Source organism: Vibrio sp. Vb1127 (assembly GCF_033338735.1).
GTDB classification, from domain to species: domain Bacteria; phylum Pseudomonadota; class Gammaproteobacteria; order Enterobacterales; family Vibrionaceae; genus Vibrio; species Vibrio alginolyticus.
This window is the reverse complement of record NZ_JAWOTF010000010.1, coordinates 136886-162575: the sequence shown is the minus strand read 5'-3', so window position 1 is coordinate 162575 and position 25690 is coordinate 136886. Positions and strand designations below refer to the sequence as shown.

The 25690-nt window shown below is 43.9% G+C and carries 20 protein-coding genes and 1 tRNA gene; 9 read left to right on the top strand and 12 right to left on the bottom strand.

Annotated elements, in window-relative coordinates:
- Nucleotides 1-1145: methyltransferase (locus R7H07_RS15215; RefSeq protein ID WP_318128766.1), on the bottom strand; the 1145-nt coding region annotated here is incomplete at its 3' end.
- Nucleotides 1146-1198: 53 nt separating this feature from the next.
- A complete protein-coding gene (gene cysB / locus R7H07_RS15210; RefSeq protein ID WP_005388967.1) occupies nucleotides 1199-2173 on the bottom strand; it encodes an HTH-type transcriptional regulator CysB in 975 nt (324 codons plus the stop codon).
- Between the two features lie 313 nt (nucleotides 2174-2486).
- Here cysB and R7H07_RS15205 point away from each other — a divergent pair, with 313 nt between their 5' ends.
- Nucleotides 2487-3251 carry a hypothetical protein gene (locus R7H07_RS15205; RefSeq protein WP_005378247.1) on the top strand — a complete coding sequence of 255 codons (765 nt, stop codon included), beginning with the start codon at nucleotides 2487-2489 and terminating at the stop codon, nucleotides 3249-3251.
- A gap of 97 nt (nucleotides 3252-3348) precedes the next feature.
- Entirely contained in the window at nucleotides 3349-4119 is a 771-nt protein-coding gene (miaE, locus tag R7H07_RS15200) for a tRNA isopentenyl-2-thiomethyl-A-37 hydroxylase MiaE (RefSeq protein ID WP_047100806.1), read from the top strand.
- A gap of 125 nt (nucleotides 4120-4244) precedes the next feature.
- Here the strand turns inward: miaE and R7H07_RS15195 are convergent, their stop codons facing one another.
- A complete protein-coding gene (locus R7H07_RS15195; RefSeq protein ID WP_047100808.1) occupies nucleotides 4245-5873 on the bottom strand; it encodes a methyl-accepting chemotaxis protein in 1629 nt (542 codons plus the stop codon).
- A 154-nt stretch (nucleotides 5874-6027) separates the two neighbouring features.
- Nucleotides 6028-6294: a hypothetical protein gene (locus tag R7H07_RS15190; protein ID WP_025766895.1), complete on the bottom strand. Its 267-nt coding sequence runs from the start codon at nucleotides 6292-6294 to the stop codon at nucleotides 6028-6030.
- Nucleotides 6295-6585: 291 nt separating this feature from the next.
- Between R7H07_RS15190 and R7H07_RS15185 the strand changes: the two genes are divergently transcribed.
- Nucleotides 6586-7914 carry a sphingomyelin phosphodiesterase gene (locus R7H07_RS15185; RefSeq protein ID WP_047100810.1) on the top strand — a complete coding sequence of 443 codons (1329 nt, stop codon included), beginning with the start codon at nucleotides 6586-6588 and terminating at the stop codon, nucleotides 7912-7914.
- The gene (locus R7H07_RS15180) at nucleotides 7911-8885 is read left to right on the top strand and encodes an ATP-dependent dsDNA exonuclease (protein ID WP_206959092.1); all 975 of its coding nucleotides are present in this window, start codon (nucleotides 7911-7913) and stop codon (nucleotides 8883-8885) included. The genes R7H07_RS15185 and R7H07_RS15180 overlap by 4 nt, the downstream gene beginning before the upstream one ends.
- Before the next feature lie 67 nt (nucleotides 8886-8952).
- Here the strand turns inward: R7H07_RS15180 and trpS are convergent, their stop codons facing one another.
- Nucleotides 8953-9975: a tryptophan--tRNA ligase gene (gene trpS, locus R7H07_RS15175; protein ID WP_065274365.1), complete on the bottom strand. Its 1023-nt coding sequence runs from the start codon at nucleotides 9973-9975 to the stop codon at nucleotides 8953-8955.
- A 601-nt stretch (nucleotides 9976-10576) separates the two neighbouring features.
- Between trpS and R7H07_RS15170 the strand changes: the two genes are divergently transcribed.
- Nucleotides 10577-11533: an AEC family transporter gene (locus tag R7H07_RS15170; RefSeq protein WP_065274364.1), complete on the top strand. Its 957-nt coding sequence runs from the start codon at nucleotides 10577-10579 to the stop codon at nucleotides 11531-11533.
- A gap of 44 nt (nucleotides 11534-11577) precedes the next feature.
- Here R7H07_RS15170 and R7H07_RS15165 read toward each other — a convergent pair whose 3' ends face one another.
- The 4 genes from R7H07_RS15165 to R7H07_RS15150 all read right to left on the bottom strand — a co-directional run bounded on the left by R7H07_RS15165 (nucleotide 11578) and on the right by R7H07_RS15150 (nucleotide 18627).
- Nucleotides 11578-12033 (bottom strand): MarR family winged helix-turn-helix transcriptional regulator, encoded by a 456-nt coding sequence (locus R7H07_RS15165; protein WP_017635039.1) that lies wholly within the window; start codon nucleotides 12031-12033, stop codon nucleotides 11578-11580.
- A gap of 187 nt (nucleotides 12034-12220) precedes the next feature.
- Complete coding sequence (locus R7H07_RS15160; RefSeq protein ID WP_005378264.1) at nucleotides 12221-15382, bottom strand: efflux RND transporter permease subunit; 3162 nt, start codon at nucleotides 15380-15382, stop codon at nucleotides 12221-12223.
- A gap of 2 nt (nucleotides 15383-15384) precedes the next feature.
- Nucleotides 15385-16524, bottom strand: coding sequence for an efflux RND transporter periplasmic adaptor subunit (locus R7H07_RS15155; protein ID WP_065274363.1), 1140 nt, complete (start codon nucleotides 16522-16524; stop codon nucleotides 15385-15387).
- A gap of 465 nt (nucleotides 16525-16989) precedes the next feature.
- Nucleotides 16990-18627: a methyl-accepting chemotaxis protein gene (locus tag R7H07_RS15150; RefSeq protein WP_005378266.1), complete on the bottom strand. Its 1638-nt coding sequence runs from the start codon at nucleotides 18625-18627 to the stop codon at nucleotides 16990-16992.
- Between the two features lie 774 nt (nucleotides 18628-19401).
- Here R7H07_RS15150 and R7H07_RS15145 point away from each other — a divergent pair.
- Nucleotides 19402-20391: a Solitary outer membrane autotransporter beta-barrel domain gene (locus R7H07_RS15145; protein ID WP_005388404.1), complete on the top strand. Its 990-nt coding sequence runs from the start codon at nucleotides 19402-19404 to the stop codon at nucleotides 20389-20391.
- A 5-nt stretch (nucleotides 20392-20396) separates the two neighbouring features.
- Here the strand turns inward: R7H07_RS15145 and R7H07_RS15140 are convergent, their stop codons facing one another.
- Nucleotides 20397-20645, bottom strand: a complete 249-nt coding sequence (locus R7H07_RS15140; RefSeq protein WP_005378271.1) for a hypothetical protein — start codon at nucleotides 20643-20645, stop codon at nucleotides 20397-20399.
- Nucleotides 20646-21460: 815 nt separating this feature from the next.
- On the opposite strand from R7H07_RS15140, the gene R7H07_RS15135 reads away from it, so the two are divergent.
- The 3 genes from R7H07_RS15135 (at nucleotide 21461) to R7H07_RS15125 (ending at nucleotide 24265) form a co-directional block, all read left to right on the top strand.
- Nucleotides 21461-22792: a cytochrome ubiquinol oxidase subunit I gene (locus R7H07_RS15135; protein WP_065274361.1), complete on the top strand. Its 1332-nt coding sequence runs from the start codon at nucleotides 21461-21463 to the stop codon at nucleotides 22790-22792.
- A 2-nt stretch (nucleotides 22793-22794) separates the two neighbouring features.
- Complete coding sequence (locus R7H07_RS15130) at nucleotides 22795-23787, top strand: cytochrome d ubiquinol oxidase subunit II (protein ID WP_005388401.1); 993 nt, start codon at nucleotides 22795-22797, stop codon at nucleotides 23785-23787.
- Between the two features lie 349 nt (nucleotides 23788-24136).
- Entirely contained in the window at nucleotides 24137-24265 is a 129-nt protein-coding gene (locus R7H07_RS15125) for a hypothetical protein (RefSeq protein WP_017635045.1), read from the top strand.
- 273 nt (nucleotides 24266-24538) lie between these two features.
- Here the strand turns inward: R7H07_RS15125 and R7H07_RS15120 are convergent.
- Both R7H07_RS15120 and R7H07_RS15115 read right to left on the bottom strand, forming a co-directional pair.
- A tRNA-Ser gene (locus tag R7H07_RS15120) sits at nucleotides 24539-24626 on the bottom strand.
- A gap of 144 nt (nucleotides 24627-24770) precedes the next feature.
- A complete protein-coding gene (locus tag R7H07_RS15115; RefSeq protein WP_054575116.1) occupies nucleotides 24771-25220 on the bottom strand; it encodes an L-alanine exporter AlaE in 450 nt (149 codons plus the stop codon).
- Nucleotides 25221-25690: the final 470 nt, after the last annotated feature.

Here is a 25690-nt window from a genome sequence, read left to right as displayed (position 1 = left end):
CAAAACTCTGACAATCTAACACGGTAACCACGTTCTTCAAGATAAAGCACTTTGTCTAATGCGAGCCAGATCTCCAACGGACGTTGAAAAACAAGTTGCACTAAGCTCATTCTCTCCATTTGCCAGAAGCGTTGTTCGCTTAACTTTTCAAAATGAGAGAAATCGATTTCTTGAGGAAGAATAATGCCTTTTTGCTCCGCTGCCCAGCGACAGAACAATTCAAAACCATCACTTAATTGCGACTTACGGATACTCGGCACAGGCTGATACTCTGCCATTCCCAAAGCTTGTCGCGTGATCAAATCAAACCCAAGACGAAACATCATTTCCTGCTGACGATGACGACGCACGCGCTCTCCTCCCGTCACCGTTTGTTGTAATGGGATACGCAGTTCTTGCTTAGACAATGAGAGAGAAGAAGCCCTGCCCGATTCCGACATCGGCTGGTATTGTTCCGACTGAATCAAGTGGTAACAACAAGGTGATATGGTCATCGCAGCAATCCCATTTTCACTGCCGTACTGCATTAGACGAACGTGAAGGTCACCGCATGCATGCAGTGCTACTGCGTGTTGCGTTGGCTTAAACACGGCTTTCGCTTTGCTATCAAACGCGTCGCCTTGAATAAACGTCATCTTCCAATGATGTTCATTGGCTGCTTGTTGCCCCGAATCGCACAGTGCTTGTTGGTATTCAAAGCTGGTTACAGGCTGATCGGTTTGCGTTGTCAGGATTCGCCCCAAGTAACCTTTACCTGAGCACCATTCTAGCCATTCTTCGCCACAGTGTTGTTGAATTGCAGCTTCACCCATCGAGCTAATTTGCTCCAACTTACGTCCCGGAATACCGTTATCTAAACCACGAGCGAGTTCCAAGCCGTTTAACGACAAAAGCTCTAAATGAGTCAGTTCTGCGAGTTGTTCAAGCTCAGGCAAAAACGGACTAAGTGCTTTTAACGCGAGTTCTGGTGCTGCTTTGTATTCTTCGATTTGAGAGGGAGTAAGAGACGCTAGCCATTGGCACAGCCGAGGATGTTGCTCCTGCCAAGGTAATGATGTGTGAATGCTGCTTTTAAAAGGCTCGAATCGCCACAAAGATTGGTTCTCGATTAAGCAGTCATTAATAAACTGAAATTGCGTTTTCATAGCTCCCCCTACAACGAGCGCATTGTAGAGGGAATCGAAACATCAATGAAGTGTTATCTCACTGGAAGCTCGATGTCTTTAAACATCTCTTCGATTTCTGCATTAGACTTCAACGAAATCGCCTGCTCAACCACTGGACGCGTTAAGTGCGGTGCAAAACGTTCCATAAAATCGAACATGTAAGAGCGTAAGAATGTACCACGGCGGAAGCCGATGCTCGTGGTGCTCGCGCCAAACAAATGGCTCGCATCTATTGCAACCAAGTCACCGTCCTGCTCTTCATCCACAGCCATGCTTGCAATCACACCCACACCAATACCCATACGAACGTAAGTTTTAATGACGTCTGCATCAGTTGCAGTGAACACCACTCGCGGGGTTAAACCTTCGCGGTTGAATGCTGTATCCAGCTCTGAACGGCCAGTAAAACCGAACACGTAAGTGACTAATGGGTAAGCGGCAAGATCACTGATCGTTACTTTGTCTTTCTTCGCTAGTGGGTGGTCTTTAGGCACAACTATTGAACGATTCCAGTGATAACAAGGCAACATGATGGCATCTTGATATAAGTGAAGCGCTTCTGTCGCAATCGCAAAATTCGCTGTGCCTTTAGCTATCGCCTCAGACATTTGTGACGGTGTACCTTGGTGCATGTGTAACGACACTTTTGGATAACGAGAAGTAAAACCTTTGATGACATCTGGCAGTGCATAACGAGCCTGCGTATGTGTCGTAGTGATATTCAGCGTCCCCATTTCTGGATGGGTGTGCTCTCCAGCCACCGCTTTGATACTTTCTACACGAGCGAGAATTTCTTGAGAGATACGTACAATTTCTTCTCCAGCTGGCGTCACTTGCGTTAAGTGCTTACCGCTACGTTCAAAAATCTGAATGCCTAACTCGTCTTCCAGCAACCGAACCTGTTTACTGATACCTGGCTGAGAGGTATATAAGCTTTCCGCCGTTGCAGATACATTCAGATTATGGTTTACAACCTCAACAATATACTTCAGCTGCTGCAGTTTCATCGTAATCCCTTACTTATTCATGAGAGAGTTTATTGGCCACTCAAGCGAGCGATATAATAATTAGTTATAACGCGTTCAAATCGAAATGAACAGCAATTTCTAACTTATACCTCAATCACATACTAATAATCTTCAAGCAAGAAACAATATGCACAAAGTTGAGCCAATAAATGACCGAAGTTCTATGATGTGACTTCTATCAGTAACTAAAACGTGGGAGAGACAAAATAATCAAACAAATAAGGTGCCGAGTAAGATAAGATTCATGTATTCTTTAACGCTAGCCGCAGAAAAGTAAAGCAGACGCAAAGATATGAATATTGGTTTAATAATCGCTTTGGTAGCCATCCTACTGGTGTTAATCCTAGGCTATAATATTATGTTGCAATATAAGGTTAAAGTTGAAACCGCAAAAAGGCAGGAATCAGCACGATATGTAGCCTTGATAGATGGTACTGAAGAGTTGATTGGTCATGCGCACCATATCCCTTTTAGTAAAGAGCTGTTGCTGTGTCTAAACAATCGTATTCTTGACGCGCTAGAGAGCATGCATGAGCTGGATCCGAAGAACAAGCAACTTGCTCAACGTATCGAAAATATGAAGCAGCAGATTACTCAGCTAAAAGAGAATGGTCCTACTGGCGAGAGTACCACTTTCAAGATGCCGAGTAGTGATAAACAAGCTATCGTCATGCTTAAGCTGGTCAAACGACTTCGCGACACTATCCGTAACGAGCACAACAAAGGCCGATTGGATACCCAGACTTACGTCACTGAAAATGCGCGCTTGGAAACGATGCAAATTCGCATCAACATTGAAAATGTCATCAAAAGAGCAAACGACTCTATCGCTCGTGGCCAACCAGGCACCGCGCTTCAACTGCTGCGTAAAGGTATCGATGCTTTGAGCACTAAGAGCGATCCTTATTCTATTCAAGCGAAACAAAAGCTTGAAGAGATGTTGGGTGACTTAGATAAAAAGCGCCAAGATAAAAGCGATGCTGAAATGCAGCAGATTGCTGACAAAGAGCGTGACAATGACATGGAAGCACTCTTCGGCGAGAAGAAAAAGTGGTAACATTCACTTCAGGTCAAGAAAGGCTGCAATTGCAGCCTTTTTTCTATCCGCAAGACAACGGATATGCCCAATAAAAATGTGAAGTACTAAAACTAAAATGATGAATCTAGACGCCTATCAAGATCTTCTTGCTCCCATTAACCAATTTCTGCAATGCAGTACACCTGATGAATGGGTAGAGGAAGCAAAGAAACCAGAGAACCTTCAAACCATTTTGTTAGACCACCTACTGTGCGAACTAAAAGCTGGCCAATCTGCCATGTTTTTAATTCGTAAGTATGCCGTTGATCAATCCAGTTCACATGCTCTACTTGACTGGTTTAAGCCCTACGAAGATTTTGCTTACCGTAACGTAGGCTCATTGGAAACTTTAAAAGGCAAGAGCAATATTTCTAAGGCAATCATGGCTAAGTCCGACTCACCATATAGCCAAGATTTGATCGATAAGATGGTGCTTTTGATAAAAGAGGAGTTACACCACTTTTATCAAGTTTTAGAGATCATGGAAAGTCGTGGAATTGAGTACAAAAATATTCCAGCAAGTCGTTATGCTAAAGGACTGATTTCGCATATGAAGACTCATGAGCCGGAAACGCTGATCGATAAACTCATCATTGGTGCGTACATCGAAGCTCGATCTTGTGAGCGTTTTGCCAAACTAGCACCACATATGGATGACGATATCGCAAAGTTCTACATTTCTTTATTACGTTCAGAAGCACGCCATTACCAGGATTATCTTGTATTAGCGGAGCAAATCGCAGGCAAAGATATCAGCGAGCGCATCGCCTACTTTGGACGTATAGAGGCAGATTTAATTTCTACGCCAGATACAGATTTTAAGTTTCACAGTGGTATCCCAGCCTAGCGAGCATATTCTCCCAAGGTTGAGCATACTCTGAACTTATATAGACAGAGAATAAATAAGCCGGACATTTCGTCCGGCTTATTTATTGTAGCAATGAGGTTAGGAATAAAGCTGAAACACAACAACTAGAGCTGGAATGAACCCATTCGAGTTTTCAAGTTGTGCGCTAGGCTACTAATCTGCTGACAAGCCACAGCCGTTTGTGAAGCTCCCTCAGCCATCTCTGTTGAAGCACTATTAATATGCTCCACACTGCGATTCAGCTCTTCGGATACAGAATTCTGCTCACTGCACGCCGTTGCGATTTGTGTGCTCATTTGCGCTATGTTATCGACAGAATGTTCAATTTCTTTTATCTGGCTATCAGCGTCATTAACTTGCTCAACACACTGAGAAATACCCTCCTGACAATCACGGCTTGAATGCCCTATTTTACTGCTGCTCTCTTGTAGCTGATTAACAATTTCCACAATTTGTGAAGTGGAGTCTTGAGTGCGTTGCGCCAGAGAACGAACCTCATCTGCCACAACAGCAAACCCACGTCCTTGTTCACCAGCCCGAGCGGCTTCAATTGCGGCGTTCAGTGCTAACAAGTTTGTTTGCTCGGCAATCCCGCGGATCACATCGACGACCACATTGATATTGTTTGAGCTCGATTCAAGCTCACGTGCCAGTTCATCTGATTCTTGGATCGTATGTGATACACGCTCAATTACTGCGATAGTTTGTTGTAACGTCGCCGTTCCTTGCTTTGCCACTTCCGCAGCCGAATAAGCAGAGGTTGCGCCAACTTCGGTATTTTGTGCCACTTCACTTACAGCAGCTTGCATCTCTGTCATCGCAGAAGCCACCGAGCTAAGTTCAATTTGTTGATTTTGCATACCAGAGGCGGTCTGAGAAGAAATAGCACTCACTTCCTCTACTGCTGCCGTTAGCTGAATCGTTGAGTCATTAATCTCAGAAACCAGCGAATGTAAGTTTGTTTGCATACCGACAAGCTCTTTAAGCAACGTTCCTAACTCGTCTTTGCTCAATTCACTTTCGTCGATTTGATTATTCAATTGACCCTTGGCGATTTTAGAAGCGAATTCCAATGCTCGATCAACAGGCCCGCAAATGACTCGAGAAAGCAGCATGGCAGACATTACCATGACCAATGCGACGACGAGCGCACCAACAGCAGCGCTGTATTGTGTAAATGCCGCTTCACTTTGTACTTCTTCACCAATCAAATTCACCAACTCATCGTTCAACGCGAGGGTATCATCCAAGCTGCTCAACGCTTTTGAGTAGGTATCGAAACTCGATAAAATCACATCATTTGCACTTTCAGCATCACCTTGGCTTAGCAGTGCGTTGTAAGTCTTCGTTTCTTTGATGTATTGATTCCAAGTTTCTTTAAAAACGCTAAAAGACTGCGTTTCACGCTTATTAAGGTCGAGCTTTTCGTATTCTGCAATACCAGCCTGCACATCAGAACGCCATTGGTCGAGGCCTTTTAACCACTCACCAATTTTGGGGTGATTTGCGTTTGGCAATAAAGAGAACTCATCTTTACGCACTTTAGTAATATCAACTTGGATACCTTTCAAAATCGCAACAGAAGGTAAACTTTTATCTGTTAACACTGAGATGTCTTTATTCAGTGTTAACAAACCTTGCACCAACATTACTGACACTAAACCAAACACGGCAAAAACGGTTAAATAACTAACCGATATTTTCTTTACGACACTTAAGTCTTTAATACGCATGCACTTTCTCCCCGCAGCCTTTCCAAACCTCTCACTTAAGTGAAAGCTTAACCTCTAAAACACACTGTTTTTTCGCTCGATATCATTGAACGCTCTTATATACATCGGCTTGAGAGATCAAATCTTGACCAGTAATTGATAGTTTTATCACATGCTATTTTAGAGATAGGCTCGTATGCTCCTTATTGTGTCTACATCTTTTCATGAGCGCTTCTCGGCGCAGATCCAAGATCTCATCGATGAGCTTTTCTTTCGCGTTTATCCCAAAATGCTGGGCATAATTTTTTACTTTTGCTATCTCATTAGGCTGCAAGCGGTACACCTCTTTCTTTAAACGCGCTTCTGCTTCACTTCTAATCAGACCTTGCTCTTGTAACAATTTAATGATGGTTTCATCGGTTGGATTTACTGCTCTAGCCATGGTGCTCCATCTATCAATTTGAGTTCTAGCCATATGGCTAGATGAATGACGCCGCACAACTTATAGAGCAAAGATGACAGCTTGATTGCAGTGAATGCAATTCGTTGACTGTTGGTATTATTTTCCACCGCTTCAACGGCAACACACTCAATACCTCCACCCTCACCATTGAATAAAGATCACATTCTGATAACAATTTTCAACACTGGCTTAGATGTCATCCATATTTAACGTGCAAGTAACATTTATAAACAAGAATGATTACTCTAGTTCAAATGATGGAAAAATAAGATGAAATTTTCGCAGTGGAGCCTTTTATTAAGTAGCTTGATAGCGTTACCCAGCATTGCAGATACCGACGTTTACCTAACGAATAACTCTGATCAACCGTTAACTATTCAAGTAAAACATGAAGGTAGTGATTTGCTTCAATACGGAGACGAGTGGCAACAACATGTGCAGGTACTTGGTCCGTGGGAAACTAAATCTGTATTAAGCTTCAACCGCTGGGAGGGCGTGAAATCAAATCAAACTTACCGTTTTGAAACGGTGGTTTCTAGCCCCGAAGGTGAAAGCATAACACTCAATCAAATAATGGAAGGCCATTGGTACAATTCGACCATTGAATACGGCTTATCCGCAGCCGATGTCGAGTTATCTCTCAAAGATGATCGTAACATTCATCGTGCCAACACTAACGCTTTTGGTACGAGAGAAACCGAACTGGCATTTAAGTCAGACAGTACCGCTCGATATGATGATCTTTACTACACCATCACGCCAAGCAAGGTAGCGGAGTCTGTCGACAACGAAGAACAAAACCTTAAGTTGATGACTTATAACATCTGGGCGTTGACGGCTATTGCATCGCACATTGGAGATCGTTACGAACTGATTCCTCAACATGTAAAAGGTTACGATGTTTTGGCGCTGCAAGAGGTGTTTGCCAGCGGCCGTGAAGCATTCTTACGTGAGTTAGCCAAGGAATATCCTTACCAAACAAAGATGTTAGATAAAGAAGGCGTTAATATTCATGATGGTGGCGTAATCATAGTTAGTCGCTACCCTATCGTGAATGAAGCGCAATATGTCTTTCCCGATTGCTCTGGTACAGACTGCTTTGCCGATAAAGGCGTAAATTATGCGGAAATAATTAAAGGTGGTCAGGCTTACCATGTGTTTGCTACCCATACCGCATCTTTCGATACAGACACCGCCCGTGAGTATCGTCAGCGCCAGTTCAAACAAATCCGCGCACTCGCCCAATCTCTTGACATTCCTTCAAGCGAAACTGTGGTATACAGCGGCGACTTTAACGTCAACAAAAGAAAGTTCCCTGGTGACTACCAACAAATGATCGCTAACTTAAGTGCCATAGAGCCTCACTACTCTGGTTACACGGAGTCAACCTTTGATCCCCGTATCAATAACTTCGCAGGTGAAGCGTTATCAGGTGGCGAAAACGTGGAATACCTTGACTATGTTATGGTGAGTAGTGAATACGGGGTGAAATCATTCAATGACAACCGTGTAGACGTGCCGCGCACAACCGCAGAGAGTTTATGGAAACACTATAACCTTTCTGACCATTTCCCAGTAAGCGCAACAATCAAGCCATGAAGAAAATCGCTTTGATAATCATGTCCGCCATTATGGCGGGCATGATATTTTTAACTTTCAATCACGATGTTCAAAAAAAAGAGCTCGCTTCCTCTCCTTCCCCTAAGACAAAAAATCAGAGTGTCTCCAGTACATCACCACAAACAAGCAGCATCGTGCCCGATACGGATACTTCACCACAAACAGCTAACCTCCCTTCCACAGTTCAAATAACGACTGAGCGATTAACTCAACTCAAAGGCAGGAAACTTGTCGCTGAACTTGAGACGTTTTGGCATGAGTGTATGTTGAACCGTAGTTGTGAAGAGCAGATCGCCTTGTTTGAGGCGCATTTATCTTCAGCTCGATTCCAGCTTTTGGCGAACTACCCTCAGCTCAGCAGCCAATGGCAAGAGAGTGTAGGAAATTTGTTATTTGATAAGCAACAATCACTGGCGTCGCGTATTGCACAGCTGAAGAACGAAGCAAGAAGCATCTGGGGAGAATTGGCTGATGTTGTTTTCGCGGATGAGTTCGCGCTGTACGATTTCAACTTAGAAGCCCAAAAGCTGGACACTCAAAGCCCAGATAACTTTTTGCGAGCTTTCGAGCAACTCACCATTGACTGGCAAGAACATGCAGGTGCTATCGGGCTAACAAGCGACCAGGAAAAATATGAGCGTGCGGTCACCCTGATTCCTAATAGTATGAGCCTACCAGATCGCTTGGCGCTCATCGCAGAGCTAGAACGAACTTACTTAACGAAAGAAGAAAGTAAAAACATTCATGCTCGTCAGCAGCAAATTACAGAGCAAAAAAAACAAGTCAAAGATTACCAACAAGCATTACAACAACTTGAGTCCAAGCTAAGAACGCAAAGAGCTTCTAGCCATTCAAATTTGTCAGAACCGGAATGGCAAAGCTATTACCAACAAGAAGTCGCGGATTTTCGTCGTGAATTTTTTTTCTTCTTAACAATGCGCTTTGACTGACTGGGAACTTAAAAAGGCACGTTGCTAACCAGCCGTCGTGCCTTATGTTCAACTCTCTACTTTTAATTCAGAACAAATTTAAACCAAATACATCTTTCACATCAAATAGCACTTTTTCGGTTTTCTCGCGAGAACGCTCACTACCTTGTTTTAAAATATCAATCAGCTGCGCTTTATCATTCAAATACATAGCGCGCTTTTCTCGAATAGGGCGAAGCATCTCTTGTAAGCATTCTTCTAACACTTTCTTGGTCAAACCATCACCTAACCCACCTCGTCGATAATGGTCTTTTAGCTGTTCGACATAATTTTTATCAGGATGAAAAGCATCGAGGTAGATGAATACAATATTCCCTTCGACTTGGCCAGGGTCCTCAATTTTCAGATGATTGGGATCGGTATACATAGATTTCACCGCCGCAGAAATCTCCTTTTCAGACGCCCCTAGGTTGATTGCATTCCCCATGCTTTTAGACATCTTATTTTTGCCATCAGTACTCGGCAAACGAGGTGCATCACTAAGTAATGGACGGCATTCCCTAAGAACCTCTTTTCCACCCAGATGGTTTATTTTTCTCACGATTTCATTAGTTTGCTCTAACATCGGCAGTTGGTCATCACCCACTGGTACTAGCGTCGCATGAAACCCCGTAATATCGGCAGCTTGAGAAATTGGATATGTTAAAAAGCCAGCAGGAATAGAGCGTTCAAAGCCTTTACTTTGAATCTCATTTTTAACCGTGGGGTTTCGCTCTAATCGTGCGATAGAAACAAGATTACTGTAATACATTGTCAACTCGGCTAACGCTGGAATTTGAGACTGCAACGAGATCGTAGTTTGAGTGGGGTTGATACCAACAGCCAAATAATCTGCAACGACATTGAGAATATTAGAGGATACCTTTGATGGATTATGCGCGTTATCCGTCAACCCTTGCATGTCCGCGACCAAGATCGTTTGCTCGTGCTCCGTTTGCAATTTGACTCGTTGTTGCAATGAACCAATATAGTGCCCGAGGTGTAATGGACCTGTTGCTCGATCTCCGGTAAGTATAATTTCACGCTGAGATGTATTTTTATGGGTATTCATATTTGTCTCCAAGTATTTAATAGATCGCTACTGGAGATAAAAAGATCAAACACTCTTAGCTACCATCCAGCAGCTTAAGAATGTAAGTATTCCGCGCCGCTCTATTTAGAGCGCCACCAAGAGAAGGTTGTTAATGAAGGGCGAACGTGTATTTTCATGTTTTTTAAACTAACAGCACACACCGCAGAACTCAATCTGTTTTGTACTGAATTAGTGTGAGTGTTCCAACAGCCAATTAAGAGGATTACATTGGTAAAGACATCGCAATGACCAAAACCGCACCAAATACCGAACCAGAGACAAACGCACACAGTACAGTTTTGTTGTGTTTCCTTTTCATTGATGAACTCCTATCCATAACTACGATGACCAGCCCTCACATCTAATACGCATGTGGATGCATCACGACAACGAGTTAACCAACATATCGCACGTAGGACCAGTACCGCTTTGTTAAATTGGGACCTCGTCCATAACTTGGAGTGTAAATGACTCCGGAACCTACAACAGAAGAAAATTTCATCACGTTACTGTCCTACCCTCCGGGTTTGTGGCTTAATAGGCAACAGGAACACTTTTTTCTTTTGCTGCGGATACTTACATGGAAGCTGTTTTACATCAGTTGCAATTCTCTTTGTCGATAACCGGACCTATCTGTTTGATGTTGGTACTTGGCGTTCTTTTTAAGCGCTTTGGTCTAATCAACGATAATTTTATCGAAGTAGGCTCTAAACTGGTGTTTCAAGTTACCTTGCCTGCAATGTTATTTGTCAGCATTGTGGCTTCAGAACACGACTTTTCCGCGGCAAGTGGATTTGTCAATTTCGGCGTCATCGCTAGTATTTCGTTTTTCATTTTCACCTACCTTTCCGTCAAACTTCTGTTCAAAGCATCGCCTGACCAAGGCGTTCTCATCCAAGGTGGGTTCCGAGCAAATACAGGTATTATTGGTATCGCTTACGTTGCCAATGCGTATGGTTCTCAAGGTGTGGCGCTAGCAGCGCTCTATGTCGCGGTCACCACATTTATTTATAACGTCCAAGCGGTAATTTGCTTATCGCCCAAGGGGGCAACGTCTGCCTCGCAAGCAGCAAAGATGATGGGCCGAACACTGACTAGGAATCCGCTCATAATCTCCATTGTTCTAGGAATGGCTTTTTATTTACTCGCTATTCCAGTACCGAATGTGGTTATTGACGCAGGAGACTACTTGTCCAAAATGACATTGCCTTTGGCGCTGTTGTGTACGGGTGGCTCACTTGACTTTAGCTTGATGAGAAAAGAGAAAGGTCCATCTTGGTTTGCGAGCAGTTACAAGCTCATCGTAGCGCCAGTCATCATCACCATGGGAGCTTACTTAGTAGGGTTTCGAGGAATTGAGCTAGGTATTCTTTTCTTTATGAACGCCTCTCCAGTCGCTGCTGCCAGCTATGTCATGGCGCGTTCCATGGGAGGCAATGCCACGTTAGCTGCAAATATCATCGCACTCACTACGGTGCTTTCTACCGTGACCTGTACGTTGGGCATCCTATTTCTTAAGTTCTACAGCTTAATGTAATTGGTCCGCGATAAAATAAAGACGCTAAACGGCATTGATGTCAGTTACTGGTCGTGATTCGCAAAAGTGAGCTTTCTTACCAGACGAAAAAATTCACTCGCTTCAGATTCCGACAAACAAGAAAAAAACTCTTTCTGTAAATTCGTCATGATTTGATGAACTTGCTTTAAAGCATTTGCTCCCTCTTTTGTCATGCTTAGCATTTTAAGGCGCTGATTCGATTTACTTTTAGAAACTTGAACAAACCCTCTCTTTTCCAGATTGTCCACCATCCGCTTTGCTACACTTCGCTCAGTTCGAACCGCATCAGCCAACGCTTGCTGGCTCATAGGTTGAAATTCTTCTAAAGCGGCCAGTGCACTTGCCATTTCTAGTGTCATCAAATTTTGCCGAGACAGCTCGGCTTGGGCACGATTGCGGTACATGCGCTGCATCACACCGCAGACAAACATAGGGCTTTGATCCAAAACGGAAATTGGGGAAATTTTCTGATCTTTCATCGTCGTTTTTCTTCTTTAGGCTTTCATTCGGCCGAAAAGGCTGTGCTGATACTGCACACAACACGCCGTCTTTCAGGCTCGCGTCATAGACGGTAACCACCAAGTGAAAACATAAAATAAAGAGCGCCGAAGCGCCCTTTAATCGTGTTTATTATCACTAGTATAACTCAGTTAAAACAACCAAGTCCTACTCGCTTTGCTGAGTGGGTTTAGTGCTGGTCTCAGACAACTCTGCCTCCGACTCTTTTCTCGCACGTCGATCAAACAATCGCTCAACCACTACAAAGAAGATTGGGACGAAGAATATACCCAATATCGTGGCACTGATCATGCCACCAAGTACGCCGGTACCTACTGCGTTTTGACCTGCCGATCCCACACCTGAACTGATAGCAAGTGGTACCACACCCAAACCAAAAGCAAGCGATGTCATGATAATTGGGCGCAGACGAACGCGAACAGCATGTAAGGTTGCTTCGATAAGCCCAGCGCCTTTCTCATAGTAGTCCTTTGCAAACTCAACAATCAGAATGGCGTTTTTGGTTGCCAAGCCGACCGTAGTTAATAAGCTCACCTGGAAGAACACATCGTTATCCATACTGCGCGTCATTACCGCAAGCACAGCACCAAGCACACCAAGAGGAACAACTAACACCACGGCGAAAGGTACTGACCAACTTTCATACAAAGCGGCAAGAACTAAGAATACGACGAGGATAGATAGCGCATATAGCATCGGCGCTTGGTTTCCGGAAAGGCGCTCTTCATACGAAATACCATTCCAGTTCACCGTGAAGCCTTCCGGTAGCTTTTCTACCATTGCTTCAATTTCTTCCATGGCTTCACCAGTACTTACACCAGGAGCTGCACCGCCTTGAATATTCATTGCTGGCAAACCATCAAAGCGCTGCAAAAGAGGAGAACCATAGGTCCACTCGCCACTCGCAAAAGCAGAGAAAGGCACCATCTCTCCTTTAGCGTTGCGTACGTACCATGAATCGAAGTCTTTTGGCTGCATGCGGTATTCCGCATCACTTTGCACCATCACTTTCTTCACACGACCGCGGTCAATATAATCGTTAATGTAAGCCCCGCCCCATGCAGCTGACAGGATTTGGTTTACGTCATTGATACTGACATCCAAAGCACGAAGTTTGACGTGGTCAATGTTCACTTTGTACATTGGCGCATCTGCCTGACCGTTTGGACGAACACCGACAAGTTTCGGGTTTTGTGCTGCCATGCCCAGAAGTTGCCCTTGAGCCGCAACTAATGCATCGTGCCCTTTATTCAACGAGTCTTGGAGATAGAAATCGAAACCTGTCGAGTTACCTAGCTCTTGAATCGCTGGAGGGGCGAACGCAAACACCAAAGCTTCTTTAATGGTAGAGAAGTACCCCATCGCTCGACCTGTAATGGAAGCTGCATCGGCGCCAGGCGCTTCACGCTCAGACCAATCTTTCAAACCGATAAATGCCATCCCCATGTTTTGGCCTTGACCTGCGAAACTAAATCCAGCAACGGAGAAGACGGATTTTACATTGTCTTTTTCGTCTACTAGGTAAAAGTCACGCATTTTCTCAAGTGTTTTTTCCGTCTGTTCTTGTGTTGAGTTAGGCGGCAAAATAGCCATTGAGAATACTGTGCCTTGGTCTTCATCTGGCAAAAATGACGTTGGAAGGTTCATAAATAACCAGCCAGCACCTGCACTCATTGCCAAAAATACAACCAACATGCGACCTGTGCGTTTTAGAAGTTTGGCAACGCCGGTTTCATAGCCTGCTGTCATCGCATCAAACTTGCGGTTAAACCAGCCAAAGAAGCCTTTCTTCTCTAGAAGCTCAGCATCGCCTTTTTTCAGCAACGTAGCACACAATGCTGGAGTCAGAATTATCGCAACCAAAACGGAAAGCGTCATAGCCGCCACAATAGTTATTGAAAACTGACGGTAAATAACCCCTGTAGAGCCAGACATAAACGCCATAGGGACGAATACCGCAGAAAGCGTCAAACCGACACCAATCAGGGCACCAGTAATCTGTCCCATCGATTTTTTGGTCGCTTCTTTGGGCTCCAACCCATCTTCATGCATCACACGCTCGACGTTTTCCACCACAACGATGGCATCATCCACCAGCAAACCGATAGCCAGAACCATCGCGAACATGGTTAACGTGTTTACGCTAAATCCAGTCGCGTACAAAATAGCGAAGGTTCCGAGCAATACGACAGGCACTGCGATCGTTGGAATGATCGTCGCACGGAAGTTCTGCAAGAACAGGTACATGATTAAGAACACAAGAAGAATAGCTTCTAATAGCGTTTTAACCACTTCTTGAATCGAGGCTTTGACGAATGGCGTTGTTTCAAATGGGTAAGCAATCTGCAACCCTTCTGGGAACGTTGCACTCAGTTGTTCTAAGCGCTCTTTTACCGCATTGGCTGTCTCAAGCGCGTTTGCGCCAGTACCTAATGAAATACCTAACCCCGATGCTGGGAAGCCATTATATTGGCCTCGAATATCATAACTTTCTGCACCACGCTCAACGCGAGCTACATCTTTCAAATAAACATTCGAACCACTGGCGTCGGACTTAAGAATGATGTCTTGGAACTCTTCTACACTACTCAAACGACTTGCAGACGAAATCGTTGCATTCAACAACTGGCCTTCCTGCGCAGGTGCCGCACCAAGTTGACCTGAAGAAACTTGCGCGTTCTGTTCACTGATTGCATTTGCTACGTCGATCGCGGTCAAGTTGAACTGCGTAAGCTTAAAAGGGTCCAGCCAAACTCGCATTGCATACTGCGCACCAAACGCCTGCACTTGTCCTACGCCAGTTACACGACTTATCGGGTCTTGAATATTCGTTACAACAAAGTCGCCGATATCGTTTTCTGTAAAGTCAGGATCTTCAGAATAAACTGCGACAACCATGAGAAATGCCGTATTGGATTTATTGACGACAATACCTTGGTTTTGTACCTCCATCGGCAATGAAGTCAATGCCAATTGCAGTTTGTTCTGCACCTGTACTTGCGCGATATCAGGGTCAGCTTCGCTATCAAACGTCAGGGTAATTGTCGCATTACCAAATGCATCACTGCTCGATGATAGGTAGCGAAGGTAATCTAATCCTGTCATGTTTTGCTCGATAACCTGCGTTACCGAGTCTTCAACGGTTTTTGCTGATGCACCTGGATAGCGAGCACTGATGGTGATCGTCGTCGGTGAAATCGTTGGGTATTGCGAGACGGGTAAATTGAATAATGACATTACCCCCGCCAACATCGTTAGAATCGCGAGAACCCAAGCAAATACCGGACGATCGATAAAAAATCGTGCCATGATTACTCCTGTTCACCGTTTTGGATAGTTACCGAACTGCCTGGCCCTACCTTTTGTAAACCGGCGGTAATGACTTTATCACCCGCGTTCAAACCATCAATAATGCGCCATTGGCTATTGATCGCTTCAGCAGTCTTCACTGGTTTCGCTTCCACTTTGTTCTCGCCATTAACCGTCATCACTGTCGCTTTACCTGTCGCATCACGAGATACCGTATTTTGTGGTATTAGAATCGCATCAGGGTCGACACCAGTAATGACCGTCGCACGAACAAACATTCCAGGTAGCAACAAACCGTCAGGGTTTGGGAATTCGGCACGAAGCGTCACGCTGCCCGTACTTTCGTTCACATTGACCTCAGTAAATTTCATTGTGCCTTTGTGTTCGTAAGTGCTGCCATCTTCAAGCATCAATGTAACTTGCGCAGAGTCATCTTCTTGCATATGGCCTTGGGAGAGTGATGCTTTCAAACGCAGCAGTTGCGCGGATGATTGCACAATATCAACATTGATAGGGTCAAGCTGCTGAATGGTCGCTAATTTGGCAGCTTGGTTAGCCGTAACCAACGCACCCGCTGTCACACTCGATTTACCGATCACTCCGCTAATCGGAGCTTTGACTTGCGTATAATCTAAGTTGATTTTTGCTGTGTTGATCTTGGCTTTTGCGACTAGGACCTGCGCTTTCGCTTCTTTGTATGCCGCTTCTGCTTCATCCAAGTCTTGTTGGCTGATGGATTTTTTGGTGATCAAGGTTCTGTAACGCTTCACCGTGGCATAGGTCGACTCTGCCGCAGCTTGCGCACGGATTAATTCCGCTTCAGCGCTCAGCAAATCCGCCTGAAATGATGAATCATCAATTTGATATAGCGACTGTCCTTGTTCAACAAGGCCACCTTCAACAAAATTTCGCTCCGAAATAATGCCAGTGACTTGCGGACGAACTTCCGCTTCTTTGAATGCTCGGCTACGACCCGGCAACTCTACTGTCAATGCTTGGCGCGTTGGCTGGACTGTTAACACTTCTACTTCGGTTGTGGGCGCAGGACCACCACCTTGGCTCGATCCTTCTTCGCTAGGTTGACATCCAACCACAAAAAGGCTCGACGCAATCAGCAGAGATAGCGTGGTTTTACGTCTCATGAATTTTTCTCTCTTATCTACCGACAAGCCTTCAAGATTCCTTATTAAAAGCTTCTAGAATGACTTAATAATGACTAATGGATGTATATCCAGAACAAATTAATTAGGATGATAAATACCCAGTGTTGTACATACAACAAAATTTACAGTTCTATACGCTTACGAAAAACGTTTATGGTAAAGGTGTTATGAAGTTCTCAAATTTGAAGATTTTGGGTTGGAAATCACATTTTCCTGTGTGCAATTGCAATGGTTAAAAAGCAGCAAAAGTGATGATAAAAGCATCATCACGCTGTACAGAGTTTGTTACCGCTGTCTAGGGTTATTTGCCCACTCTGGTATACGAACTAAAGTGAGAAAGGAATGTAAATATAGTCGAAATTTCACAAGTCAGGTTCGCCACTTATCTAAAAAATAACCCGCTAAGAAGCGGGTTATTTCGTCAGTGAGATTGCTGTTCTCAGCTTATACTTTGAACTGACTGACCTGATGATCTAAACGTTGAGTTTGCTCTGACAACATGGCTAAAGAAGCTTGCGCTTGGTTTACGATTTCCACAATTGAAGTGCTACTGTCTGCAATGCCTTGTACGTTGCTATTTACTTCGTCACTTACTGTACTTTGCTGGCTCGCAGCCGTTGCAATGTGTGTATTCATCTCGTTCATACGTGAAATCGCGTTCAAGATTTCAGAAAGGGATTCACTCGCTCGGCCAGCGGACTTGATCGTTTCATCACTGCTATTTTGGCTACCGCGCATCACTTCTACAGCTTGTCCTGCACCAGATTGTAGCTTTTCAATCATGGTTTGGATTTCTCCCGTACTCTGTTGCGTACGACTGGCTAAAGAACGAACCTCGTCCGCTACCACAGCAAAGCCTCGCCCTTGCTCTCCAGCGCGAGCCGCTTCAATGGCTGCGTTAAGCGCTAATAAGTTTGTTTGCTCGGCAATACCACGAATTACATCCAGTACGGACGCAATGTTACTCACATCATGATCCAATGTGTTAATGACGTGGCTTGCGCTTTCGATTTCACTTGCGAGGCTGCGAATTGAGCTAACCGTTTGATCCAAAATAACATTGGTATTGGTAAGTTCATCATTCGCTGTTTGGCTCGCAACCGCGGCTTCGTTAGCGCTATCGCTTACATTTCTGCTGGTGACTTGCATTTCGTGCACTGCCGCCGCTACCGCCTCACTATCTTTTTGCTGAGAAACGGTCGAGTTCGCGATGGTCTTGGTCAACGAGCTAAGATTTGCCATTTCGTTACGTAGGGTATTTGAGCTTTCAATTACCTGAGCGACTGTCACTTGAATTTTGGACACAAACTGGTTAAATGCGTCTGCTAAATTGCCAATTTCGTCTTGTGTTTTTACATCGATTCGCTGACTTAGATCACCTTCACCGGACGCAATTTCTGTCATCGCATTTTTAATATCATTGATAGGCTTCACAACCGTTTGCAACAACAAAAACGCCATCGCAATAGCGGCCAGAATAACAATCACAATGCCCGCTTCAAGAATGAGTTCTGCTCTTGTTGCAGCCGCTGATATTTCGTCCTTCAATTGGCTTTGCTTTTCTTCTATTGCATCTTTTACAACGTTAAGCTGCGCTCTAACCTCGATAAATTGGTCTTCAAAGGTATGTTTGTGCTCATTGTAGTAACCACGCCATTGAGATTGAGGTAAACGTAGCATCGCCTCATAACTTGCTAACCATTTTTCACCCAAAGAGACAAGCGTTCGAACTTCATTACCATGTGTAGAAGGCGTCACACCGGCTTGCGATAGCTCAATCATTTGTTCCATACGCGGCAGCGCTTTGTATGCGTTGTCTTTGTATTCACCGATGTGGTGATCAATATCGGTTTGAGTATCAGAAAGTGCAACACCTTGGATTGCAGATGTTGCTTGGTAAAGATCGCGATAAGCATCCTCAATCGTTAATAAGTTCGGCACGATCTGTTCGTTGAGTGTCTCACTCAATTCAGATTGCTTCCAACTTGTCATAACGTTTAATACAGAGCTCACAATAAACAATCCAATAATCAATGACAGCGGAATCACTATCTTCTGCTTGATCGTTAAGTTCTGGAACATGAATAGACTCTCTTTATTTATGGTATACAAACTGCCGGAAATTATATCAAACAAATAGAGTATACTATTAGGTAAAAGAGGCTATTCAACATGAAATCTAATGACTTTTTGACAAGGGTTCTAATTTCAACAATTAGTTGATTTTATACAAAATTTAACAAAGAGATCTTTTCAAAAGATGCAAATTAAAATGCTCTTTCAAAACGAAAAATATGTAACAGAAAGTGAATTAAAAGGGACCACATTTTGAAGAATAGATCGACTCAATGATTTACTGAGAACACATACAAAACACAGTTCTTGGATTGAGCACCACCGCGGAATATGCAAAGGTCCGAACATTTCTTCTAAAGCTCAAAAAAACCATTGTTTATCTGACGTATTTAAGGGTACTCCTTGATGATGTTAGTCGTGATGTTGGCAGACAGGATGCTTACAAGTTTTCGAAGTTAACCAGTAGCACAGTGAACGATTCAGATTTTCTTGAGCGCCAAGGCAATAAAAAAGTTTGCTATTTTCCTCTCAAGAGACGCATTAAAGAAAATAATGCAACCTAGTCACAAAGTCTTGCTACATCTTCAGAAAAGAATGATGTTGCTAAACAAATCTGGTGCAGCATACACATTGAAGCTAAACTCGTTTAAGGAACTTTTTCATATCAATATGAGAAAACATAGATTTCTCAAAGTTACACCGACCATTCAACGATTAAACTAATGTTAGCGTACCGGTACGTCCAAAAACTCCATGCATGAACCATTTGAAAGAGCCAAAATGTTCCAACCCAACTTCGCCTCAGTGGAGTGGCGAGTCGTTTCGCTCGCTCTCCTACTCTCTCTACCTCATACTGCTCATGCGGATCCACTAGATAAGGAAATTAGCAACCTTCTTCAACAACGTTTTTCTATCGCGGTGTTGCTGTCCGATACTGACGCAATTGCGTTTGGTATTGGCGACTTTGATCCGAATGCATTATTTGATACCGCCAACCCAGAGTTCGGGACTGACGAGTCAATCAATGAACGTCGAAGCAAATCCGTATATGTTCTCCCTTACACGACTAACTTTGACATAGAGGGCAGCGAGGATTTACATGAGCTGTCGTTTAAGGCATTTACGATACAAACAGAGAATGATCTCAAACTATTCGGCACAAGTAAGGATCTTCTCAAGGAAAGGACATACGGTGCATCGATTGGTTATGGGTATCTATACAAAGCAAGTGAAAACGTCACCCTTAGCACCAGAACGACGACTCACCTTATGCGTTATGAAAACTCATTCTCTACCGATAATAAACTTTCCTCCATCATTGGAAGAATCCTAGACGGCCGTGCCGTTAACGTTTCAGCATGGGCGGCAATAGTTCAACCATCCATTAAAGCCAAATACACGTCTCCCACAAGTTGGGGGAAATGGCATGCCAGTTCGACATTGAATTCATTCATTGGGCACAGCTGGGGAAGCGCAAATAACGGCAATATAGGCAACCCTAAAGGTTGGTACCTATCTAATGAAATCACCGGTTACTACAATATTTATCACGGTGAGCAAGCTTTATTTACTGGGATTAAAAGAGTCGACCTTTCGCATGATTTAAGCGATGAACTGGGAAGTCCGCATTACTACGAAGCTTCTATAGGATGGCTATTTTATGCACCAAAGCCCTTTGATTGGTTGGACAATTTCGGCATAGGCGTTAACTTCAACTACGGCTCGACTCTCAGAGGTGGCAGCATTCAACTTTACTACAACAAACAATAACGCTGTCAGTACAGGAACCAGTTGGTAGCATATATAACAAGAAGAACTAGAAGACACAAAAGGAATGGCAGAGTTAGCGTCTTCGCAAACTTTTTCATGAGACTTGGGTTATCAAACACCACACCTTCCGCTTCTCTTACCCTTCGCTCTTCGTCAAAATGCCATTTAATGGCTAAGTAGGCTCCTATCCCTAATACAATAAGCTTAAAAGCTCCAGCAAAGTAAGGAAAGAAATTAGCCCAACTGTCGTTCATTATCCATCTCCATCAAATTCAATATCAGCTTTGCGGTGGCAGAATCCAAGATTCATGTAGAATGCTCCCTCAAAGTCAGACTCTCTGGCTAGCGCCAGTCTACTGCTCGAGATAGCTGTCCACAACTCTCTTTACCAGATCGGCATTTATTAATTATTTAATAAATAACAAGAAAGACACTAGCACACTTGCTGAAAAGTAAGTGTCAGTTTGGATTGAAACTCATCAGGAATCGAAAATGGTCCACAGTCGACTTGTTGATCTAGTGAAAGCCGAATTACCTAGCGCCAAGTCGTTCGCTAGTATAAAAATGTAGCCTATCGCACTTCTGGTCGAGTGCTAACGAACTTATGATGCATATGTCATTAGCAGTGCAATTTTAAGTTTATCAATTAGCTAAAGTTTCCCACCTTAACTGCCAGTAAGTTTGCTGTGTTTGAGATGTTCTCGACATGACTAGTGTATAAATAGTATGGAGGTTCAAAGTGAAGGCAAGGCAATTTTCCTTACTAAAAATATTGTTTTTGTAATTTTATTTCAGGATTATCGAAACCATCATAAGGATAATTCGAACTAATCTTAATCCATGCTCCTTCAGTTACATTTGCTTTCTTTTACTCACTTCTCGCGACTATTAGTGGCATTTTGAGACAATTTCCTACACTCCTTTCTTTCCCTTAGTTGATATAAATCATGGTTAGAAGAAAACAGAATCACCTGTATTTCTCGATACATGAATCCAAACTGCCCGACTTTTCGTAACTAAATTACAGATAGACGCGATTTTTAGTATGGCACGTTTTTGAGGAACCAAGATGTTAGATACCCTCATGCTGTCGCGGATCCAGTTCGCGGCCAATATCAGCTTTCACATTCTCTTCCCGACCATCACCATCGCGTTGGCATGGATGTTGGTGTTTTTCAAGTGGCGATATAACCGCACACAAGCTCCCGTATGGCTCGATGTTTATTACTTCTGGGTCAAGATATTCGCTCTTACTTTCGCCTTAGGTGTGGTATCCGGCATTACGATGAGTTTCCAGTTTGGTACCAACTGGCCAGGCTTTATGGAAAGAGTCGGAAACGTAGCAGGGCCATTGCTCGGATACGAAGTGATGACCGCCTTCTTTATGGAAGCCACCTTCCTGGGTGTAATGCTTTTTGGACGAGGACGAGTACCGGAATGGGTTCATACTCTCGCCACCGTTCTGGTTGCTGTTGGGACAAGTATGTCCGCGTTTTGGATTCTAGTGCTTAACAGCTGGATGCACACACCAAGTGGCTATGAAGTGATTGACGGCATTGTTCATGTAACCAGTTGGAAGGAAGTTATTTTCAATCCTTCTTTACCTTACCGTCTTCTGCACACGCTATTAGCATCGGCGCTGACTGCCAGCTTCTTGATTGCGGGTATCTCAGCTTATCAAATAATGAAAAAGCCAGATCACCGCTCAGCCAAACTTGGCCTAAAAGTCGCGCTATTCGCGGCGGCTGGGTTCATCCCGGTACAAATCTTTGTCGGTGACCTTCACGGGTTAAACACGCTTGAACATCAACCTGCAAAAATCGCAGCGATGGAAGGCGTGTGGGAGACCGAGCAAGGCGCACCTCTTCTACTATTTGCGATGCCAAATGAAGAAACTAGCAGCAATGATTTTGAAGTGGGCATCCCAAAGCTGGCGAGTTTGATTCTTACGCATGACTTAGATGGGGAAATCCAAGGACTTAACGAGTTTGCACCTGACCACCCGCCAGTGAAGCCCTTGTTCTTTGGCTTCCGCGTGATGGTTGGTGTTGGTGTCCTTATGTTGCTTGTTAGCTGGTATGGCGCGGTGAAGCTAGCACGTAAAAAAGCGCTACCTAAACCTTACCTGTACACGGTATTAGCCATGACGTTCTCTGGCTGGATAGCCACACTGGCGGGTTGGTATGTTACTGAGATTGGTCGACAACCTTGGTTGGTCAGCGGTGTATTGCGAACATCCGAAGCCGTCACCACGGTTGCGAGCAGTAGCGTGATGACTTCGCTCATTATGTACTTAGCCATTTATGCTGCATTGCTGGTTGCGTACATCCATACCCTATTCTATTTGGCGCGCAAAGACATTGCAGCCCATGAAGTCCCACTGACACAACAAGAGGCCTAATCATGCTCGACTATCTACCAGAAATTTATCTTCTGCTGCTTGGCTTCTCGGTCTTTATGTATGCTGTGCTCGACGGCTACGACCTTGGCGTCGGTATCCTTTTACCAAGTGATAATGAAGCGCAACGTGACCGAATGATAGCCTCTATCGGCCCTTTCTGGGACGCGAACGAAACGTGGCTGGTGTTAGCCGTTGGTATTTTGTTGATTGCCTTTCCTACCGCTCACAGTTTGATTTTAACGGAGCTCTATATGCCGACCGCCATCATGCTTATCGCACTGATAATGCGTGGCGTGGCGTTCGATTTCCGAGCCAAAGCGAACTCGGATCATAAACCTCATTGGGATTGGTGCTTCAGAATTGGCTCGCTAATCACCGCACTAACTCAGGGTTACATGGTGGGTCGTTACATCATGGGATTTGAACAATCAACCGAAGCATTTGGCTTTGCTTGGTTAAGCGCACTTTGTGTAGCGGCGGCGTACGTTTACATCGGTGGCGCATGGTTAGTACTAAAAACGGAAGGTGATTTGCAAATACGCTCGGCCCGTTGGTCTCGCCGTGCTGGTTGGTTAGCAGCCTTAGGAATCTTGGTGGTTAGCGTTGTAAACCCAATTGTAAATCAACAAGTTGCCTTGCGTTGGTTCAGCTTCCCAGAAATCTTGTTGCTTGCCCCAGTTCCGTTAATTGTATTGGCAACCATCTTCCTAGTTGATCGCTATTTGCGTCAGGTTCCAATGGTGAATGATCTGGGTGTGCGCTGGCCTTTCTTTGGTGTCACCGTCATTTTCGCGTTGAGCTTTCTCGGGCTTGCGTATAGTTTCTTCCCAGAAGTTGTGCCGGGGTTGATGACCGCACAACAAGCGGCCTCCTCACCTGCGACATTAATAATCGTGGGCTACGGTGTGATGATTGTTATGCCGGTGATATTGCTTTACACCTTTGTGGTATACCGGATCTTCAAAGGCAAAGCGACAGAACTTAGCTACAAGTAGGAAAGGGAATTCCTCAACAAAGCGCCGCTGCTCATGCGGCGTTTTTTTGCAGTACTCAACGACTAAAGTATCTACCCAAGGCGACTGAGTGGGAACGCTGAGAGAATGTAGCGGCAGCCAGTAGTTTGTTCCTAACTAGAACGAGATAACCGTTTCTCAACTATAGCGATACAGGCACAAAAACAGAAAGAATATTTGATGTTACAAAAGGTAGACCGCCACTTTAAAACGCTTTGAGTATTTTTTGCGCTCAATGAGGTACAAGTATACTTATGCTTTTTATGACTTGTGAACACTCAATTGCATGTTATGTTGCTGTTGAAATCGTACATGAAATAAGGACAAGAACATGAAGATAAGATGCAAAACGACGCAAAGCATTGAAAAATTTAACCCTGATGACCTCAATCCAAACACAGATCTCTTTGGTATGATTGCTGTTGTATTCGTGTTCATGGCTGTTTTGCTTAGCATCTAGTAGCACTACGTTCATTCTTGTGGCCGTATTCATACCTCATGTGATATGGCTGCTAAATTCTAGATTAAAGCGGATAGGCTAACCCGCACCAATCAGATTATGGCGGCCTCTGTATAGCATCTTCAATTTTGGCGTTGTATCGAGGTGAGATGTGAATAGTTGGCTTGTAGATAGAATGGCGCTTGCACCTTGAGCACTCTTGTGTACTTTCAATGACGCATTACTTTAGTGTAGATACGAAAAAAGGCCTGATAAATCAGACCTTTTAGAATGTGGCGGTGAGTGAGAGATTCGAACTCTCGATACGTTGCCGTATACACACTTTCCAGGCGTGCTCCTTCAGCCACTCGGACAACTCACCGAATCAAATTTTGGTTAGCATCATTGGCTAACGAGGCGCTAATTTAATGATTATGTGCCTGATGGTCAAGGCTAAACATAAAAAAAAGCGCCCTTTTCGAATCGATTGCTCACTAAGTAACTAAATTGAGCAAAACTGGGGCATTTAGATGCTTTGAGAATAACCGGGAACACGGAACCAACGGCGGCACATGTCCAAGAAGTACCCATACAACACACCCATGCCACAAGAAATAACAGCGTTACTTGCCACCGCGGTCACAATTTGATCTGTAGACGCGCCAACTGCGAATAAGATACCCGCATAAACTGGAGATTGAAATAGTACATAAGCGACCAGATCAGAGATGTTTTTCATAAAGGAAGACGGTGACACCTTACTACCTTGATGCAGCACCCAATCACGAAAAACCCCATACGGCCAAGCAATGGCGATATTCACTGGAATCGATAGCGTACGCGATGCTAGAGATTGCTCAAATGTCATCCCTGAAATCAAAATCTCGACAATCATCCCTGTGATAAAGCAAAAAACAACCATAGCAAAGGTATCCGCTGCGGCGTGACGAATACAAAATGGTCCACGAGACTTCATTTACAAAACCCTTAAAATCAAACACTGCAATTAATAAAAATAATAAAACTATTAACCACTAAAAAGATACCAAGCCAGTTAATGATGCAATTAGAACACACAAAAACTAGCTTATGGCTCTGTATTTAAAATTAAGTTGTAAATTTATAACCAACTTTTAAAGTAAAAGTAGTTTTTTTCACCAATGACGAGTAAAAACGCCTAAAATTACGTAAAAATGGTACAAAAACACGGATTTCACTTACATAAAAAGGGGTTACGATAATTATTTTGACGTAAAGTTAGAACAAAACTCGGACTGTAAACAGTCACTCCTATAGCTTATGCTACCAAGCTGCGAAAATTCAGAGTATTACCGATATAATCACAGTAGAAGGTCTTGCTGCTTTACTCGTAAAAGTAAAACTGCAAGCCTGTTCATTGCAGGTTAGAAGAGTTTGTCACGAAGCTGGATGACGTATGAATAGTAA

Excerpts from the sequence above, each read along its gene's own strand:
- miaE (WP_047100806.1), top strand. The coding sequence starts at position 3,349 with ATGATGAATCTAGACGCCTATCAAGATCTTCTTGCTCCCATTAACCAA.
- R7H07_RS15195 (WP_047100808.1), bottom strand. The coding sequence starts at position 5,873 with ATGCGTATTAAAGACTTAAGTGTCGTAAAGAAAATATCGGTTAGTTAT.
- R7H07_RS15125 (WP_017635045.1), top strand. The coding sequence starts at position 24,137 with ATGAAGATAAGATGCAAAACGACGCAAAGCATTGAAAAATTTAACCCT.
- R7H07_RS15180 (WP_206959092.1), top strand. The coding sequence starts at position 7,911 with ATGAAGAAAATCGCTTTGATAATCATGTCCGCCATTATGGCGGGCATG.
- R7H07_RS15135 (WP_065274361.1), top strand. The coding sequence starts at position 21,461 with ATGTTAGATACCCTCATGCTGTCGCGGATCCAGTTCGCGGCCAATATC.
- R7H07_RS15115 (WP_054575116.1), bottom strand. The coding sequence starts at position 25,220 with ATGAAGTCTCGTGGACCATTTTGTATTCGTCACGCCGCAGCGGATACC.
- R7H07_RS15160 (WP_005378264.1), bottom strand. The coding sequence starts at position 15,382 with ATGGCACGATTTTTTATCGATCGTCCGGTATTTGCTTGGGTTCTCGCG.
- R7H07_RS15170 (WP_065274364.1), top strand. The coding sequence starts at position 10,577 with ATGGAAGCTGTTTTACATCAGTTGCAATTCTCTTTGTCGATAACCGGA.
- R7H07_RS15190 (WP_025766895.1), bottom strand. The coding sequence starts at position 6,294 with ATGGCTAGAGCAGTAAATCCAACCGATGAAACCATCATTAAATTGTTA.
- R7H07_RS15130 (WP_005388401.1), top strand. The coding sequence starts at position 22,795 with ATGCTCGACTATCTACCAGAAATTTATCTTCTGCTGCTTGGCTTCTCG.
- R7H07_RS15150 (WP_005378266.1), bottom strand. The coding sequence starts at position 18,627 with ATGTTCCAGAACTTAACGATCAAGCAGAAGATAGTGATTCCGCTGTCA.
- R7H07_RS15140 (WP_005378271.1), bottom strand. The coding sequence starts at position 20,645 with ATGAACGACAGTTGGGCTAATTTCTTTCCTTACTTTGCTGGAGCTTTT.
- R7H07_RS15165 (WP_017635039.1), bottom strand. The coding sequence starts at position 12,033 with ATGAAAGATCAGAAAATTTCCCCAATTTCCGTTTTGGATCAAAGCCCT.
- R7H07_RS15155 (WP_065274363.1), bottom strand. The coding sequence starts at position 16,524 with ATGAGACGTAAAACCACGCTATCTCTGCTGATTGCGTCGAGCCTTTTT.
- cysB (WP_005388967.1), bottom strand. The coding sequence starts at position 2,173 with ATGAAACTGCAGCAGCTGAAGTATATTGTTGAGGTTGTAAACCATAAT.
- R7H07_RS15205 (WP_005378247.1), top strand. The coding sequence starts at position 2,487 with ATGAATATTGGTTTAATAATCGCTTTGGTAGCCATCCTACTGGTGTTA.
- trpS (WP_065274365.1), bottom strand. The coding sequence starts at position 9,975 with ATGAATACCCATAAAAATACATCTCAGCGTGAAATTATACTTACCGGA.
- R7H07_RS15145 (WP_005388404.1), top strand. The coding sequence starts at position 19,402 with ATGTTCCAACCCAACTTCGCCTCAGTGGAGTGGCGAGTCGTTTCGCTC.
- R7H07_RS15185 (WP_047100810.1), top strand. The coding sequence starts at position 6,586 with ATGAAATTTTCGCAGTGGAGCCTTTTATTAAGTAGCTTGATAGCGTTA.